Raw genomic sequence first — 18,313 nt, forward strand, 5'->3', positions numbered from 1 at the left:
AGAATCTATCATATCCCATTTTAGCGCTTAATTCAAGCAGAATGACATACGCCCTTGCAAAAACAGGGGCAGGATGATAAAATGATATCCGATTATATATAAAAACAAAGAAAAATAACCTGAGGGTATCAATAAAATATGAGTAAAAATAAAGATGTGGCAGGGCATATCGAATGGGGAAGGATGCTGAAAAAATTAAACCCTTATACGATCAAAAAAGGACTGCGTTATTTTAAGCATTACGGACCAAAAGAATTCTGGATACGCCTTCATGAACGTTTTGAACCGGAAGAAGTACCATATGGCCCCTGGTATGAGGCCTATATACCGGATGAGGCAGAGCTTGAGAAACAGCGTCATCACAGATTTTCAAGTGCTCCACTGATCAGTGTGGCGGTTCCGGCATACCGGACGCCGGAAACATTCCTGCGTCAGATGATCGATTCACTTCTGGCACAGACTTACGGCAACTGGGAGTTGTGTATTGCAAACGGCAGCCCGGATGATGAACAGATGAAACAGGTACTTGCTGAGTATACACAGAGGGACAGCCGCATACGTGTACAGGAATTAAAAGAGAATCTTGGAATTGCAGGGAACACAAATGCAGCACTTGCAATGACGGAAGGTGAGTTTGCCGGAATACTGGATCATGATGATCTGCTTGCACCAAATGCACTTTATGAGATTGCGCTTGCTCTGGAAAAAGATCCGGAACTGGACGCTGTTTATACGGATGAAGATAAGGTGACTACAGATCTGAGCGAGCATTTTCAGCCGCATCTGAAGCCGGATTTTAATCTGGACCTTCTGCGCTCCAATAATTATATCTGTCATTTTTTTGTTGCCAGACAGTCTGTTATACGTAAAGCCGGCGGATTCAGGCAGGAATTTGACGGTGCGCAGGATCATGATTTTATTTTTCGCTGTGTAGAGGAGGCCGGCAAGATCGGACATGTTCCGGAAATCCTTTATCACTGGCGGACGCATAAAGCATCTACTGCAGATAATCCTGCAAGCAAGATGTATGCATTTGAAGCAGGCAGGCGTGCGATTGAAGCACATCTGAAACGCACCGGTACAGAGGGAACAGTAACACATACACCGGATCTCGGATTTTTCCGCGTACAGTATCCGGTCCATGGAGAGCCGCTTGTTTCGATCATCATTCCGAATAAAGATGAGAAAGAAGCACTTCATGCGTGCATTGCATCCATAAAAGAAAAAACAAAATATCAGAATTATGAGATCATCATTGTAGAGAATAACAGCACTTCTCAGGAAATTTTTGCATATTACGAAGAACTGAAGAAAGATCCGAAGATTCGAGTCATTCGCTGGGAAAAAGAATTTAATTATTCTGCGATCAACAATTATGGAGCACGTTATGCAAATGGGGAGTATCTTCTGTTCCTGAATAATGATGTGACAGTTATTACAGAAGGCTGGTTGACAGAAATGCTTGGAATGTGTCAGCGCAGGGAGGTCGGAGCAGTAGGTGTAAAGCTGCTTTATCCGGATGATACGATCCAGCATGCAGGCTGTGTAATTGGAATTGGCGGAATTGCCGGACATATGTTCGTGAATATGCCGGCAAATCGTACCGGATATCTGCATAAGGCTTCAATCCTTCAGGACATGAGTGCAGTGACTGCAGCATGCATGATGATGAAAAAAGCAGCTTTTGAGGAAGTTGGTGGATTTACCGAGGAACTGTCCGTTGCATTCAATGATGTAGATCTTTGTCTGAAGGTCAGAGAGACTGGCAGACTGATCGTTTATGATCCATATGTACAGCTGTATCATATGGAATCAAAAACACGAGGTGCAGAAGACAGCCAGGAGAAGGTACGGCGTTTTCAGGAAGAAATCGAGTATATCCGGTGTCACTGGATCGATATTCTGAAAAAAGGAGATCCGTACTATAATAAGAACCTTTCTCTTTCAAAATGGAATTATTCTCTTCGTCCATTGAAAGGAATGGAGTTAAAAGAGAAAGAAAACAGATAGGAGATAATATGGAAGTATCGGTGATCATACCGAATTTTAATGGAATCGCATTTCTGGACAGCGTTTTGGGAAGTCTGGAAGGGCAGACACTGAAAAATTTTGAAGTGATCCTGGTGGATAACGGATCCGCAGACGGAAGCTGTTCGTTTGTAAGTGCAAATTATCCATGGGTGCATATTATTGAGCTGCCGGATAACTTTGGATTCTGCCGGGCTGTCAATGAGGGAATAAAAGCATCAAAAGCACCATATGTACTGCTTCTGAATAATGATACGGAAGTAAAGGAAGATTTTGTGGAGCAGATGCTGCTGGCGATAAGAAGACATAAAAATGCTTTTTCGTGTGCGGCACGAATGGTACAGTATCATGACAGAGATAAGCTGGATGATGCAGGAAATTATTACTGTGCGCTGGGCTGGTCTTTTGCGCGGGGAAAAGGAAAAAATATTGATATGTATCAGAAAGAAGAAAAAATTTTTTCAGCCTGCGGAGGTGCAGCTATTTATCGTAAAAAGATCATGGAAAAGATCGGATATTTTGATGAGGAGCATTTTGCATATCTGGAGGATACGGATATCGGATACCGTGCCAGAATTTATGGATATGAAAACTGGTATGTACCGGATGCAGTCGTATATCATGTGGGAAGTGGTACGAGTGGCTCCAGATATAATCATTTCAAGACCAGATATTCTTCCAGAAATAATATTTATCTGATCTATAAAAATATGCCTCTCCTTCAGATCATCCTGAATCTGCCGTTTCTGGCAGCGGGTTTTCTGATCAAGTTTCTGTTCTTTGCACTAAAAGGAATGGGAAAAGAATACCTGGCCGGTATCAAAAACGGATTTTCTATCAGCATGAATCACAGGAAAGTTCCGTTTTCGGTCAAACATCTTCCCAATTACTGTAAGATACAGCTTGAATTGTGGGAAAATATGTTCCGCAGAATTCGGGCATAAAGTCATTTTTACAGTGGTTTATGGAAATTTAATATAATAAAAGATAAGATTTTATTGATTTTGAAGGACAACTATTATAATATAAACGTGTCTGTCCAGACATGGGATTCAGAATGTACGGACAGAGATGCTTAAAACACAATGAAATGGATAGAGGTGGCAGAGATTGATTCAGGACAATCAGAAGAATTTCAGTCGTCTCCAGATGTTAATTGATGCCATTGTCATTGCTGTGACCTATGTACTTGCCTGGATGATCCGTTTTATCGGTCCGTTTGCATATTCAGCAGTCCGGGCACTTGCGTTTGAAGAGTACATGTTTGCATTGATATTTATCATACCGGGGTATCTGCTTCTGTATCAGGCATTTACTTTATATGAGCCTTTGCATATGCAGGGGCGCAGACTGGTTCTGGCAAATATCATCAAGGCAAATGTACTCGGACTTCTGCTGATCGTATTCAGTCTGTATATGATGGGAGAGTCTGATTTCTCCCGACTGACGGTTTACATTTTCTGTGTGATCAACATCTTTGCAGAATGGGGAGTAAGGCTCTTTATTTTCTCCATGCTGAGAAAAATGAGAAAGCGCGGACTGAATCAGAAGCAGATGATACTGGTAGGTTACAGCCGGGCAGCGGAAGAATATATTGACAGAATTCAGCAGAATCCACAGTGGGGTTATGTTGTCAGAGGAATCCTTGATGATAATGTTCCGGCAGGAACTGCTTATAATGGAATCAAGGTTATCGGACGAATTGCAAATCTTTCTGTGATACTTCCTGCAAACAGGCTGGATGAGATTGCAATTACACTGGGACTGAGTGAATATTACCGACTGGAGGAAATTGTCGGAATGTGTGAGAAATCTGGTGTTCATACCAAATTTATACCGGATTATAATAAGATCATTCCTACGAAACCATATACGGAAGATATACTGGGACTTCCGGTGATCAACATCCGTTATGTTCCATTGAGTAATACATTTAATGCAATGGTCAAACGCTTGATGGATGTTGTTGGGGCGATCATGGCGATCATTGTTTCTTCACCGGTCATGCTGCTGATGTGCATACTCATCAAATTGACATCACCGGGACCACTTATATACCGACAGGAGCGTGTCGGGCTTCATAATAAGAATTTCTGGATGTACAAATTCCGTTCTATGGAAATTCAGCCGGAGGCCGAAGAAAAGAAGGCCTGGACAGTTAAGAATGATCCGAGGGTAACCGGAATCGGTAAATTTATGAGAAGGACCAGCATTGATGAACTGCCTCAGCTGTTTAATATTCTGAAGGGTGATATGAGTCTGGTGGGACCGAGACCGGAGAGACCGTTTTTTGTTGAGAAATTCCGTGAGGAAATTCCAAGATATATGGTGAAACATCAGGTGCGTCCGGGACTTACCGGCTGGGCACAGGTAAATGGTTACCGGGGAGATACCTCTATTCGTAAACGTATTGACTGTGATCTCTACTATATAGAGAACTGGTCGATCGGATTTGATATAAAGATATTGTTCCTGACGATTTTCAAAGGGTTCATTAATAAAAATGCATATTAAAGATAAGGGGAGAGAAGATGGCAAGACCTAAGTCAAAAACAAAAAAGATACTATTTGCTGTTGAAATTATTGTTCTTCTGCTGTTTATCGGTGGTCTGTATGTATATGGACAGCTGAATTCAAAACTGGACAAGATCAATCAGCCAGTTCTGGATGACAGTAAGATCAAAGTAAACCAGGAAGTACAGGATTCTATTGATTCACAGGAATCAACTCTGACAGGTTATACAACATATGCTCTGTTTGGTATTGACCACCGTGATAAAAATACTGCACTCGGCGGTGAGAACAGTGATACAATTATTATTGCAAGCGTAAATAATGACACAAAAGATGTGAAGCTGGTTTCTGTATATCGAGATACCCTTCTCAATCTTGGTAACGATACTTATTCCAAGGCGAACGCAGCGTATGCTTACGGTGAAGCCGAACAGGCGATCACAATGCTGAATACAAACCTCGACCTGAACATCAGCGAATATGCAACCGTAAACTTCAATGCGCTGACAACGATCATCGATGACCTTGGTGGACTGGATATGGATATGTCTTATGCCGAGATTGTTCATATGAATAACTACTGTGTAGAGACATCCGAAGAAACAGGTAAGGATTATACACCGATCGAACTTCCGGACAGACCGGATGATATCGAGGCAGTTCAGTATCATTATCATCTGAATGGTGTACAGGCAACTTCTTACTGTCGTATCCGTTATACAGCAAGCCTTGATATGGGACGTACAGAGAGACAGAGACGTGTGATCCAGATGATCGTCAGCAAGGCAAAATCTGCCGGTCTTGGCAAGATCTTCAAGATCATGGACGATGTATTCCCGATGGTTACAACTTCTATGACAAAAGACGAAATCCTGCAGCTTCTGCCTACTCTGATCGGTTACAGTGTAGACGATACGACAGGATTCCCGTCCTCTTTCAAATTCGCTAATGTTAAGGGAAGTATTATTGTACCGACGACACTGGAAAGCAATGTTATCGAACTGCATAAATTCCTTTACGGAGATGAGGCATATACACCGTCTGCAACTGTACTTGCAAACAGTGAAAAGATCCTTGAGATCGTTGGCGGTGAGAGCAGTCTGGATGACAAACAGGCTACAGTAGAAGAGAATACTGCAAATGATACAGTCATTTTCGAGAATAACGGAAGCGGATGGTCTGATACAAGCAGCAATTATGACTCCGATGACAGTGGAAGCGCTGACAGCAGTTCTGACAACTCTGACAACAGTGACGGAAGTTCCGGCGGTGGAAATACGGATTACGATTCTGATAATAGTGGCGGAAGTTCCGGCGGTGGAAATACGGATTATGATTCTGATAATAGTGACGGAAGCTCCAGCGGTGATGATTCCAGCGGTGATGACGGTTCTGGCGGAGATACTACAGGCGGAGATACTACAGGCGGAGACACCACAGGCGGAGACACCAGTGGTGGTGATGACGGTTACGTTGATGAAGGAAGCGGTGATGATGGCGGAGCTTCGTCAGAAGCAGCTGCAGAGGCCGATCCAAGTGCAGCATAAATAACTATGATAAAAGAAGGGAATTTCTCGTTGAAGAAATTCCCTTCTTCTGTTACCATACATTCATACGAAAAACCAGCAGCGAAGAATGACGCAAAGGGAGAAAGCATGGAAAATATAAAAGTAGATGTGATCATTCCGGTGTACCATCCGGGAAAAGAATTTTCTGTACTGCTTGAACGGCTCACAGAGCAGACAGCAGTGATCCATCGTATTATTGCAATGAATACAGAGGAAAATTACTGGAATAAAGAATTAGAACAGAAGTATCCACTTCTGGAAGTACACCATTTGAAAAAATCTGAGTTTGATCATGGCGGAACACGTGCATGGGCAGCAGAATTGTCGGATGCAGAGATTATGGTATTTATGACACAGGATGCTGTTCCGGCGGACAGAAATCTGATAGAAAATCTTGTAAAGGCACTGGAAAAGGAAAAAATGATCGCAGCAGCATATGCCAGACAGCTGCCGAATGAAATGTGCAGTTTTGCAGAACGTTATACGAGATCATTTAACTACCCGGAGAAATCTTATGTAAGAACCCAAAGAGACCTTTCCTTATATGGAATAAAAACTTTTTTCTGCTCTAATGTGTGTGCTGCATATAAAAAAGAAATTTATCAGGAACTGGGAGGCTTTGTCAGAAAGACGATTTTTAACGAAGATATGATCTATGCAGGAAAACTGATCCAGATGGGATATGGAATCGCTTATGCAGCGGATGCAAAAGTGATACATTCTCACAATTACTCCTGCATGCAGCAGTTCCACAGAAATTTTGATTTGGGTGTATCACAGGCAGAACATCCGGAAATTTTTGCAGGAGTGCCGTCAGAGGGAGAAGGAATAAAACTTGTAAAGAAAACAATAAACTACCTGATCCAAAAAAGAAAAATATGGCTGATTCCGGGAGTAATACTTCAGTCGGGCTGTAAATATGCCGGCTATCTGAGTGGTAAAAACTATCGTAAACTTCCTCGAAAAATGATTTTATGGTGTACAATGAACCGCGAATACTGGAATGTGTAAAAATACAGACGGCTGTCAATGAAACAGCTATAAGCACACGGTTTTTTAAAGGAGTTGTCACATTTTGAACACAATTGATTGTTACACTGTTTTCATAGGATAAAAAAGATAGAAAGAAAGGAGCACAGGCATGGATGATGAAAAAAAATGGAATCTGAATGCTCCGCAGAATGATACAGAAAACAATCGACAGAATGAGCCACCAAGATATGAACATTATTGTATGCATCAGAATACAGAATCAGATACAGTGAAGGAATTACCTGAAAAGAAAAAAAACAAAAAACGTGGCGGAAAAAAACTTGCAGAAACGATTTCGCTGGCAGTTGTATTCGGTCTGGTAGCAGGTGCTGTATTTCAGGGAGTGAATTTTGCGTCCGAGAAATATCTGGGATCAGACGGGAAGGACAGTCAGATAGAGACAGCACAGCTTGCAGGAGATTCTTCGGCAGATAGAAGTGATTCGAATGAAAGTGAAGGAGCTGCTTCAAATGAAACGGTCGCTTCGGAAACAGCAGCTGCTGTGTCACAGACGGGTTCTGTTGCAGAAGTTGCAGATACAGCAATGCCAACGGTAGTCGCAATTACATCTGTAAGCGTACAGGAAATCCCCAATTATTTCCGGGCATTTGGATTTGGTTATGGTACACAGCAATATTCCAGTGAAGGAAGCGGTTCTGGAATCATTGTCGGAGAAAATGACGATGAGCTTTTGATCGCAACAAATAATCATGTGGTATCCGGTGCGACAACACTCAGTGTATGCTTTGTCGGAAATGATGTAGTCAACGCAGAAGAGGAAACGGTGGATATGTCCGGCAGCGATGGTGATGTCAATGTGGAAGATGCAGTCAGTGCCAAGATAAAAGGTACGGATGAATCAAATGACCTGGCTGTGGTTGCAGTTCAGAAATCAGATATACCGGAAGACACACTCTCGCAGATCAAAATAGCGCAGCTTGGCAATTCCGATGACCTTCAGGTTGGGGAACAGGTTGTGGCAATTGGAAATGCACTTGGATATGGACAATCAGTTACCTCCGGATGGATTAGTGCATTGAACAGAAACATTTCGACAGATGATGGTACCAGTTCAAGCCTGATTCAGACAGATGCGGCGATTAATCCAGGTAACAGTGGTGGAGCACTGCTGAATATGCAGGGAGAAGTGATCGGCATCAACTCTGCAAAGTATGCGGACAGTGCGGTAGAGGGAATGGGATACGCAATTCCAATATCCAAGGCACAGCCGATTCTTGAGGAACTGATGAACCGTCAGACAAGAGATAAAGTTGAATCAGAGAATGCAGCTTATCTTGGGGTCGTTACGGCTGATCTTTCCACAGAGGCAATACAGATGTATGATATGCCGGAGGGAGCTTTTGTTATCCGTGTGGAGAAAAATTCCGCTGCAGGGAAAGCAGGTATCCAGAAAGGTGATATTATCGTAAGTTTTGATGGACAGACGGTCAGCGGCAAAGATGATCTGGAGAGTAAGCTTGCGTATTATGCATCCGGTGAGACGGTGGATGTTGTTGTATCAAGAGCAGATAACGGAGAGTATGTTCAGAAGACAATTTCAGTCACGCTCGGAAGCAAAAATTAATTTATAAAAACTTTAGTTTACAGTTTTACTGGTTATGTTATAATGAACGCATAGATTCGAAGATGCAGAATGCACTTTTGATCTGTGCGTTCTTTATATGAGACAGATAACAACTATGCAGAAGGAGTTTACAGATATATGGCAGATAAATACGAGGATGAGATTTTAGAGGGAGAGGTCAGCGATGACGATGATCAGGAAGAAAACAAGAAAGAACCTGAGAAGTACTGTACGCTCTGTCATCGGGCAGAGAGTCAGGTTGGTAAGATGATCGATCTTCCTAATAATATACATATATGTCCGGACTGTATGCAGAGAAGCTTTGACAGTATGAATCAGCAGATGCAGACAGGAAATTTTAATTATGGTGATCTGCTCAATATGCCAAATGTCAGCATGATCGATCTAAGCAGTTTCCAGAATCAGATGGGACAGCAGAAGAAACCCAAAAAGAAAAAAGCAGAAAAGAAAGAACCAGTCCTAGATCTCAAGAAGATTCCGGCACCGCATAAGATCAAGGCTACCCTGGATGAATATGTGATCGGTCAGGAATATGCCAAGAAGGTAATGTCCGTTGCCGTTTACAACCATTATAAACGTGTAGCAACAGATACCATGGATGAGATCGCAATTGAAAAATCCAATATGCTGATGATCGGACCTACCGGATGCGGAAAGACCTATCTGGTCAAAACACTGGCCAAACTGCTTGATGTTCCGCTGGCGATTGCCGATGCGACTTCTCTTACAGAAGCAGGATATATTGGTGATGATATTGAAAGTGTTGTTTCCAAATTGCTTGCAGCGGCTGATAATGATGTGGAGAAGGCTGAGCATGGAATCATCTTTATTGATGAGATTGACAAGATCGCAAAGAAGAAAAATACCAATCAGCGAGATGTCAGCGGAGAAGCTGTACAGCAGGGTATGCTGAAACTTCTGGAAGGAGCAGATGTGGAAGTGCCGATCGGAGCCAACAGCAAGAATGCAATGGTTCCATTGACAACGGTAAATACAAGAAATATTCTGTTTATCTGTGGAGGCGCTTTCCCGGATCTGGAAAATATCATTAAAGAACGTCTGAATAAGCAGGCGTCTATTGGATTTTATGCAGATCTGAAAGACAAGTATGATGACGATCCACATATTCTGGAGAAGGTGACGGTGGAAGATCTTCGAAGTTTTGGTATGATTCCGGAGTTTATCGGACGTCTGCCGATCATATTTACCATGAATGGGCTTACAGAGGATATGATGGTACAGATCTTAAGCGAGCCACGCAATGCGATCCTGAAACAATATCAGAAGCTTCTGGCACTGGACGAGGTAAAACTGGAATTTGAAGAGGGAGCACTGCATGCCATTGCAGCCAAAGCAATGGAAAAACACACAGGAGCCAGAGCTCTTCGGGCAATTCTGGAAGAATATATGCTGGATATTATGTATGAGATTCCGAAAGATGATAATATCGGTCAGGTTACGATCACAAGAGAATATATAGAAGGCAATGGTGGCCCGAAGATTCTTCTCAGAGGACAGGAAGTTCCGCTGCTGGAAGGAAATCACTAAATACAGAGTATATATAACATGGCTTTTTATAAAGAAAGAGAGGTAACTTATCATGGCAAAAGATTTTTTTGGAAGTCTTGGAGAAACACTTACAAAAACTGCGAAGGAACTGAGCGGACGTGCAGAGGAGGTTTATGAGACCCAGAGACTTAAAAACAAAATCTCCGGTGAAGAACGACAGATAGAAAAAGCAATGGCCGACCTCGGAAGAATCATTTACAAACGTTATAAAAAGGAAATTCCGGTAGATGATGCACAGAAAGCACTTTGCGAACAGATTGACCAGCGCATGGAACAGATCGAGAAATATAAAACAGATATATCTGAACTGAAGGTAAAAAATAAACGTTTTTGTCCATCCTGCGGAAGTCCGCTTGCAAAAGATGATGCGTTCTGTTCACAGTGTGGCGCAGCATGTCCGACTGTTGAACCGGAAGAAGATGCCGGAGATGATGTGATCGAGGGAACAGCAGAAGAAGTTGCTGAAGAGACTGCAACAGAGGAAACAGACGAAACTGTTGAGGAAGCAAATGCAGATACTGCTGAAGATGCGGTAACAACAGAAGAAACAGTAGAGGAAGCTGCTGAGGCAGAGGAAGCAGCACAGACAGATGCAGAAGAGCAAACGGAAGCAGAGGGCGAAAAAGAAGAATAATGTCAGTGAAATAAATGATCTGAACAAATAAAAAAGAACAGGCTGAAATGCAACATCATACAGATGCAGCGTTTCAGTCTGTTCCTTTTATTTGTGAAAAACTCTGCCTGGATTGTGGATAACTGATGGCGTCTGGCTTTTACAATGTGTATACAAGGATGCCGGCAATGATGATCAGATTACCGATCAGTTTCCCCTTTGTGATCTTTTCGTTCAGGATGAAACGAGAAAGCAATAATACGAATACATAAGCGGCAGTATCGATCACAGGCCCATAGCGCATGTCTACTTTGGTATAACACCAGGTGTTCAGAAGAAGAATACCGAAGAACATCACATAGGCGAGGATGACACGCCAGTTGAGATATTCTCTTAAAGGATTGTCATATTTTATATTTGCACTTTGCTTCAGAAGAATCTGGGAGATTGCGGAAAAGAAAGTTCCTCCCAGCATGATCAGGATAAAAGTTCTATTCATATCTCTGCACCGTCCATACTCCGAATAATACGATCAGGATTCCGATGATGTTCTGTACGGAAAGCTGTTCATGAAAAATTGCGACTGCCCAGATCTGTGACCACAGAAGATAGACACTTTTGTTGGCATAGGCGGTGGACAGTGAGAATTTTTTGATGACCTGTTGCCAGGCGATCGCGTAGATTCCGCAGTTGGCAATCATCAGGAACAGGAATACATATAGAAGCGGGGCATGCAGTCCGTTTTTATTGTACTGGATCGAGGCAAGTTTTGAAAAAACACTTGTCAGAGAAAACAGCAGAATATTCAGATGGAGCTGCAGATAGTTTCTGAAATTTTTCATAATTCCTCCACAATATTATTTTTTGACCAATATTTATTAATTTTACACCATATACTAATTGTTTACAATGGATTATGAAAATGATATGATAAAAAAGAATGCATAAATTTATTGCGTATTTAGAAAGAAAGGGAAACCTATGAGTTTGTATTCCGTTGTTGTTCCTGTATACAATTCCGAACACACCTTACAGGAACTTTATACACGCCTGGAAAAAGTATTCCGGGAAGTAATAAAAGAAGAGTTTGAACTGATTCTTGTGGATGACGGTTCCAAAGACCGTTCCTTTGAAGTCATGCAGGAACTTCGTGCAAAGGACAATAGAGTTCGCATCATACAGATGGCAAGAAATTTTGGACAGCATCCGGCGCTTCTGTGTGGATTTGCACATGTGAAAGGTGATTTTGTTGTAACCATGGATGATGACCTGCAGCATCAGCCGGAAGAACTTCCGAAGATGATAAATGTTATGAGAGAACGCGATGATGTTGATGCGATCATTGCGAGCTATGAAGGCAGACAGCATGGATTTATCCGCAAACTCGGAACGAAATTTTCTGTGTGGGCAACTTCTAAGATGCTTGGCAAAGACCCGGATCTTCAGATCACCAGTTACCGTCTGATCCGTCGCTTCCTTGTAGATGCAATGGTGAAGACAAATACATACCTGCCTCAGATCGGAAACCTTCTGGTGCTGACATCCAACAGAATCATCAACGTACCAGTACAGCATGCGGCAAGGGTTTATGGAAAGAGCGGCTATTCTTTCAAACGTCTTGTGAAGGATCTGATCTATGATATCACCGCACATACAGCATTTCCGCTTCTTATGGTGAGAAATATCGGAATTGCCAGTTTTCTGGTGAGCATGGTCATGGCAGTGTATTTTCTTGTGCGTTACTTTGCGTTTGGTGTGTCGGTTGAAGGCTGGACATCCCTGATGATGGTGATGCTGGCATTTTTTGGACTGATTCTTTTGTCGATTGGGATCATGGGAATCTATCTGATGAATATTCTGAACGAAGCAAAGAAAATGCCACATTATGTTGTGCGCCGGGAGGACACGGACTGATGAAAAAAGAAATCGGAGGCTATTTTGAGCTGGAAGATTTTGGAGGTAAAGAGTATTATCCGAATCTTTATAAAGTAAATCTGGGAAGAACAGCACTTCGGTGGCTTCTGGAAGGCCGCGGTTATACAAAAATATATCTGCCGGTATTCTTATGCGAGTCGGTAACGGAAGCCTGCGAGCAACATGGAATCCGGATCAGCCGTTATCAGTTGGATGCGGAGTTAAATGTTTTGCTTCCCCGGAAAAAACTGGGAGAAAGTGAATGTCTGTATCTGGTCAATTATTACGGTCAACTGACAGATGAGAAGATCCTGGCATATCAGAAGATTTTTGGAAATATTATTGTGGATCATACGCATGCTTTCTTTCAGAAACCGCTGAAAGGTGTGGATACCCTGTATTCCTGCAGAAAATTCTGGGGAGTCAGTGATGGAGCATATCTTTCCACAGATGCAGTGCTTCCGATGGATAAGCCAGTGGATCATTCCAATAAAAGAATGGGACATATCCTTGGGCGGTACGAAGAAAATGCAGGCGTCTACTATCAGGAGATGCTTCAGAATGCAGCTCGGTATGAAGGCATGGAGATTCGACGTATGTCCAGGCTGACAGAGAATCTTCTGGGAGCAATCGATTATGAGACGGGAAGACGTAAGAGAGAGGAAAATTATCGTATACTTTCCGAGGCACTTCCGTCAGAATTTATTTTTACCCGGGTGACACCGGAGGGGCCATTTGTTTATCCGTATTATCATAAAGAAGGCCTTAAGTTAAGACGCTGGCTTGCAGAACATAAGATTTTTGTACCGACCTACTGGAAAAACATTCTCGAAGAATGTACAGAGAGCAGTCTGGAATATCAGTGGGCGGCAGATGTACTGCCTCTGCCATGTGACCAGCGTTATGGAAAAGAAGAAATGCAATATATGGCAGAACGGATCAAAGAATGGGAGGCAGCCGGAGAATGAAGCACAGATTACTGATACTTGGTACACTGGGCGAATTTGTACAGCTTGTTAAAAAATCAAAAGAACGGGGATATTATACGATCGTCTGTGATGGTTACCCAGATGGACCGGCAAGACAGTATGCAGATGCATCTTACGTGATTCCTGTTACGGATATTGATGCAGTGGCAGAGCTTTGCCAGAAAGAAAAGGTTGATGGAATCATAACCTCTTTTTCAGATCTGCTCATGGAATGCATGGTCAAAATTGCAGAGAAAGCGGGATTGCCCTGCTATCTGAAACCGGAACAGCTTTGCTGGTACAGAGACAAATCAGCCTGTCGGGAACTGCTTTCGAAGCTGGGGCTTCCGACGCCTGGATTTGTGAAAGTACCGGCAGCAGAACAGAATGAATATAAACTTGCCGAAATAACAGCAGGGCTTAAATATCCATTGATCAGTAAACCGCTGGATAAATATGGTTCAAGAGGAATTTTCATCATTAAAGATCAGGAGCAGCTTGCAGGAAGTGTTCGTAAAACCGCAGAGTTTACAGATCTGGATGAAATTCTGATTGAAGAATATAATGATGGATTTGAATTTAATATGATGACCTGGGTTTCTGATGGAGCGGTGAGAGTCATCAGTATTGCAGACAGAGAGAAAACACAGTTTGCGGAGGGAGAGCTTCCGGAGAGCACACGAAATGTGTATCCGAGCTGCCTGATCGATAAGGTGGAAGAACCGGCGGTTTCCCTGCTGCAGTCGTATATTGAGTATACCGGACAGAAGGAAGGACCGCTTTCCATGCAGTTTTTCTGGAAAGCAGGAGAGGGAATCCAGGTCTGTGAGATTGCTGCACGTTTCTTTGGCTATGAGCATGAGCTGACTGATATGGTATATCGCTTTAACATGGAAGAACTTTTGCTGAATTATGTTTACGATAACGAGTATGTTACAAAGATGTTGGAAGCGCAGGATATCCGTAAACCATTGATGCATGGAGCTGTTTTGTATTTTCATGGGAGACTGAAACAGATTCAGGAACAACAGGCTGCATATGAACTCGCGGAAGATAAAGCGGTTGTAAAACCGTGGATTTTCTATGAGGCAGGAGAAGAAGTTGTGGCATACGGTCCGAACCCGTATCTTGCATTGTATTATATAGAGGCAGGCAGTCGAGAAGAACTTGATGAGATATCAAGAGATTTTTTTGAGAAAATGAGTATGACGGATCCGGATGGAGAAGAAATTGTTTTTCAGAATAAGATACCCAAGTATTCTTTATAAAGAAAAGTAGAGGAGTCAGATGATTTATTTTAACAGACCGGCACTTGTCGGTAATGAATTAAAGTATATTCAGGATGCAGTAGCGCAGGGCATGCTCTGTGGTGATGGAAAATATACGAAGCTTTGTTCAGCATGGATGAAAGAACGTTTCCAGGTAAATCAGGTTTTCCTGACAACATCCTGTACGCATGCATTGGAGATGGCGGCATTCCTGAGTGATATCCAGCCAGGGGATGAGGTCATCATGCCATCGTATACATTTGTTTCCACTGCGGATGCTTTTGTACTTCGAGGTGCAAAGATTGTATTCGTTGATATCCGTCCGGATACGATGAATATAGATGAAAATCTTATCGAAGATGCGATCACAGAGAAGACCAGAGCAATCGTTCCGGTCCATTATGCCGGTGTTGGCTGCGAGATGAATAAAATTATGGAGATTGCACGCAGACATAACCTGAAAGTTGTTGAGGATGCAGCACAGGGAGTGGATGCTTATTATCATGGAAAGGCACTTGGTACGATTGGTGACTTTGGCTGTTACAGTTTTCATGAGACAAAAAATTTCACTATGGGTGAAGGTGGTGCTCTGGTATTCCAGAAGAATGAATATCAGGAAAAAGCTGAGATCCTGCGTGAAAAGGGAACGGACAGAAGTAAATTTTTCCGAGGACAGATTGATAAATATCGATGGATTGATTATGGATCATCCTATCTTCCGAGCGAGATGAATGCGGCATATCTGTATGCACAGCTGGAAGAGTGTGATAAGATCAACAGGAAACGTCATCAGGTTTATGATGGATATCATGAGAGACTGGAAGATCTGGAAAAACAGGGAAAGATTCAGAGACCGGTCGTTCCGGAGGGATGTGTACACAATGCACATATGTATTACATTAAGGTGAAAGATATTGCTGTACGTACAAGACTGATCGCTTATCTCCGTGAAAATGGAATTGCACCGGCTTTTCATTATGTTCCATTGCATAGTTCTCCGGCAGGTGAGAAGTTTGGAAGGTTTCATGGAAAAGATGTTTATACAACGAAAGAAAGCGAACGCCTTTTGAGGCTTCCGATGTTCTATGATCTTTCAATGGATGATGTGGATTATATTGCGGAAAAGATCAGAGAGTTTGAGTTTTGATGGAGGAAGGTAAGTTGAAACGTAAGAAAATAAGTGCAGAGACAACTGTGGAAATCCTTTTTTTCCTGTTTCTGCTGGTGTTTTATCTGATGTGGGCACGTGTACAGCCTATGGGTGCCGGGCCGGATGAGCAGATGCGCTATCAGATTGCGGATTATATTTATAAGCATGGTTCACTTCCGGTAGGGGATGACCCGTCGGTACGAAATGTTGTATGGGGAATTTCTTATGCATTTTCTCCGATTCTGTCTTATATGATCGCAGCTGTTTTTATGAAAGCAGTAAGCCTTGTGACGACAGCACCGTTTGCGTTGCTTCTCGCAGCCAGATTTGTAAACATTCTGTTTGGACTTGGAACAGTTTGGCTGGTACTTGATATGGGAAAACGGTTGTTTGACCGTAGAAAAGCATGGATAGCTGCGGCTTTTGTAGGACTGCTGCCAGGTTCTTTGTTTGTATTCACTTATGTTAACTGTGATGCACTGGCGGTATTCTCAACGGCAGTGATCGTGTATGCATGGGTGCGGTATCTGGATGAGGGATGGATATACAAAAACTGTGTGATCCTGGCATTGGGTGTGGCAGCATGTGCATTGTCCTATTACAATGCGTACGGATTTATTCTCTGCAGCATCTTTTTCTTTGGGATAACTTTGTTTATGGAGGCGAAAAGGAAAGGAAAGTATACGGATTTTGTGAAAAAGGGACTTCTTGTCTGTGTGATCGTTCTGCTGTTGGCTGCATGGTGGTTCATTCGAAATGCAATTCTCTATGACGGAGATTTTATTGGTATGAATGCATCAACGATCTGTGCGGAAAAATATGCGAAAAAGAATTACAAGCCATCCAATAGACGTACACCGCAGATGGCTGGATATTCTTTACTGGATATGTTGAATTACGGTTTCCCGCAGGAAGACGGATTTTCCTGGGTAGAGCTTGTCAGTGGAAGCTTTGTCGGTCGTTTTGGAAATATGGATGTGTTTATGCCGAAATGGCTGATCAACAATTATCTGGACTTTATTAAAGCGGGATTTCTTCTGATATTCCTGCATCCGGTGAAGACTTTTGCAATCCGTGTGAAAAAACAGTGGAGTGTGAAGGGGATTTTCAACTGGTGCATGCTGGCTGCGATGATCATTCCGAATATATTGAATGCATATTATTCTTATGCATCGGATTATCAGCCACAGGGACGTTACAGTCTGCCAATGATCGTGCCGCTTACGTATTTCATGGTAATGGGATATGGAAATCTTTTTGATGTGCAGATTAAGAAAGAGAGCCTGCGTAAGAAGATTTATGCTGTAATCTGTGTGGCACTGGCTGTACTGGCAATTTTTGTGTTCTTTGGCGTGATCTGGCCGGAATATAAGGATGTGCCGTTCAGTATCAGGGCGTTTATATATGGTTCATAATGTATAAAGAATTCCCGGTGACGGGAAGTAAAATGATTGAACTCCAGAGAGGGATGAATTTTCTCTGTGAGTTATCCTCTGTACTTGTCTCAGTTCAGAACTTCTGAGATATCAGGATATACAAGAATTTTGCTAAGGGCGATACAGAAAAGAGCTGAACTCGCTGCGCTCAGACAGCAGCATTTTCTGTATCAACGCAAAATCGTGTATAATCCGATATCTTTACGAAGTTCTTCAGGCGAGACAGATACAGAGGATAATCACAGGCAGTTCTTCCTTTACTGGAGTTTTTTGTTTTTATTTCAATTTCACCGGACTTTATTGTGGGTAGTGTGGCGGGGGTCGAGATGGCAGTGGAAACAGGAAACGCGCAAAGTGCGAGGGATTAATTTTTTTTATAAAGTTTGTTGAAAAAATACAAGAACAAATAGTGCTATAACTGTAAAGCATAGTGAGGTAGAATTTTAGACAAAAAAAGAATGCAGGAGATGGGACTTGAACCCACACGATCTTGCGACCACAGGCACCTGAAGCCTGCGCGTCTGCCAATTCCGCCACTCCTGCATTTCATATATCAGATGTCATTCACGACAACTGCCTAATTAGAATACATCATATGTTACGAAATGTCAACAGCTAAATTCAAAATATTTGCAAAATAAAATGCT

General features: G+C 42.4%; 15 protein-coding genes and 1 tRNA gene. 13 read left to right on the top strand and 3 right to left on the bottom strand.

All coding sequences use genetic code 11. From position 1 onward, the window contains the following. Positions 1-138: 138 nt before the first annotated feature. The 8 genes from LI112_RS04375 (at position 139) to LI112_RS04410 (ending at position 10,951) form a co-directional block, all read left to right on the top strand. Positions 139-2,010 carry a glycosyltransferase family 2 protein gene (locus tag LI112_RS04375; RefSeq protein ID WP_022388409.1) on the top strand — a complete coding sequence of 624 codons (1,872 nt, stop codon included), beginning with the start codon at positions 139-141 and terminating at the stop codon, positions 2,008-2,010. Between the two features lie 8 nt (positions 2,011-2,018). Next, positions 2,019-2,972, top strand: a complete 954-nt coding sequence (locus tag LI112_RS04380) for a glycosyltransferase family 2 protein (protein WP_227190289.1) — start codon at positions 2,019-2,021, stop codon at positions 2,970-2,972. 166 nt (positions 2,973-3,138) lie between these two features. Further along, entirely contained in the window at positions 3,139-4,542 is a 1,404-nt protein-coding gene (locus LI112_RS04385) for an undecaprenyl-phosphate glucose phosphotransferase (RefSeq protein WP_055055670.1), read from the top strand. Between the two features lie 17 nt (positions 4,543-4,559). Continuing rightward, positions 4,560-6,089 (top strand): LCP family protein, encoded by a 1,530-nt coding sequence (locus LI112_RS04390; RefSeq protein ID WP_195967021.1) that lies wholly within the window; start codon positions 4,560-4,562, stop codon positions 6,087-6,089. Positions 6,090-6,197: 108 nt separating this feature from the next. Next, complete coding sequence (locus LI112_RS04395; protein WP_118045509.1) at positions 6,198-7,121, top strand: glycosyltransferase family 2 protein; 924 nt, start codon at positions 6,198-6,200, stop codon at positions 7,119-7,121. A 130-nt stretch (positions 7,122-7,251) separates the two neighbouring features. Further along, positions 7,252-8,727 (top strand): S1C family serine protease, encoded by a 1,476-nt coding sequence (locus LI112_RS04400; protein ID WP_227190290.1) that lies wholly within the window; start codon positions 7,252-7,254, stop codon positions 8,725-8,727. Positions 8,728-8,865: 138 nt separating this feature from the next. Then, entirely contained in the window at positions 8,866-10,296 is a 1,431-nt protein-coding gene (gene clpX / locus LI112_RS04405; protein WP_005422736.1) for an ATP-dependent Clp protease ATP-binding subunit ClpX, read from the top strand. Between the two features lie 52 nt (positions 10,297-10,348). Further along, positions 10,349-10,951, top strand: a complete 603-nt coding sequence (locus tag LI112_RS04410; RefSeq protein WP_055055667.1) for a zinc ribbon domain-containing protein — start codon at positions 10,349-10,351, stop codon at positions 10,949-10,951. Positions 10,952-11,090: 139 nt separating this feature from the next. Here LI112_RS04410 and LI112_RS04415 read toward each other — a convergent pair whose 3' ends face one another. Both LI112_RS04415 and LI112_RS04420 read right to left on the bottom strand, forming a co-directional pair. Continuing rightward, positions 11,091-11,429, bottom strand: coding sequence for an EamA family transporter (locus LI112_RS04415; protein WP_005422742.1), 339 nt, complete (start codon positions 11,427-11,429; stop codon positions 11,091-11,093). Further along, complete coding sequence (locus tag LI112_RS04420; RefSeq protein ID WP_005422744.1) at positions 11,422-11,772, bottom strand: hypothetical protein; 351 nt, start codon at positions 11,770-11,772, stop codon at positions 11,422-11,424. The genes LI112_RS04415 and LI112_RS04420 overlap by 8 nt, the downstream gene beginning before the upstream one ends. A 139-nt stretch (positions 11,773-11,911) precedes the next feature. Between LI112_RS04420 and LI112_RS04425 the strand changes: the two genes are divergently transcribed. The 5 genes from LI112_RS04425 to LI112_RS04445 are packed head-to-tail and all read left to right on the top strand — an operon-like array spanning position 11,912 to position 17,645. After that, entirely contained in the window at positions 11,912-12,844 is a 933-nt protein-coding gene (locus LI112_RS04425) for a glycosyltransferase family 2 protein (protein WP_005422747.1), read from the top strand. After that, positions 12,844-13,812 (top strand): hypothetical protein, encoded by a 969-nt coding sequence (locus tag LI112_RS04430; protein WP_055055666.1) that lies wholly within the window; start codon positions 12,844-12,846, stop codon positions 13,810-13,812. The genes LI112_RS04425 and LI112_RS04430 overlap by 1 nt, the downstream gene beginning before the upstream one ends. Further along, positions 13,809-15,080: an acetyl-CoA carboxylase biotin carboxylase subunit family protein gene (locus LI112_RS04435; protein ID WP_227190291.1), complete on the top strand. Its 1,272-nt coding sequence runs from the start codon at positions 13,809-13,811 to the stop codon at positions 15,078-15,080. Before LI112_RS04430 ends, LI112_RS04435 begins: the two co-directional genes overlap by 4 nt. 19 nt (positions 15,081-15,099) lie before the next feature. Further along, positions 15,100-16,227: a dTDP-4-amino-4,6-dideoxygalactose transaminase gene (gene rffA / locus LI112_RS04440; RefSeq protein ID WP_005422754.1), complete on the top strand. Its 1,128-nt coding sequence runs from the start codon at positions 15,100-15,102 to the stop codon at positions 16,225-16,227. A 14-nt stretch (positions 16,228-16,241) separates the two neighbouring features. Then, on the top strand, positions 16,242-17,645 hold the full coding sequence (locus LI112_RS04445; protein WP_227190292.1) for a glycosyltransferase family 39 protein: 1,404 nt from the start codon (positions 16,242-16,244) through the stop codon (positions 17,643-17,645). Positions 17,646-18,125: 480 nt separating this feature from the next. Here the strand turns inward: LI112_RS04445 and LI112_RS04450 are convergent. Beyond that, positions 18,126-18,209 (bottom strand) — tRNA-Leu (locus LI112_RS04450). Positions 18,210-18,313 lie beyond the last annotated feature (104 nt).

Source organism: Blautia sp. 210820-DFI.6.14, assembly GCF_020558815.1.
Classification (GTDB): domain Bacteria; phylum Bacillota; class Clostridia; order Lachnospirales; family Lachnospiraceae; genus Blautia_A; species Blautia_A obeum.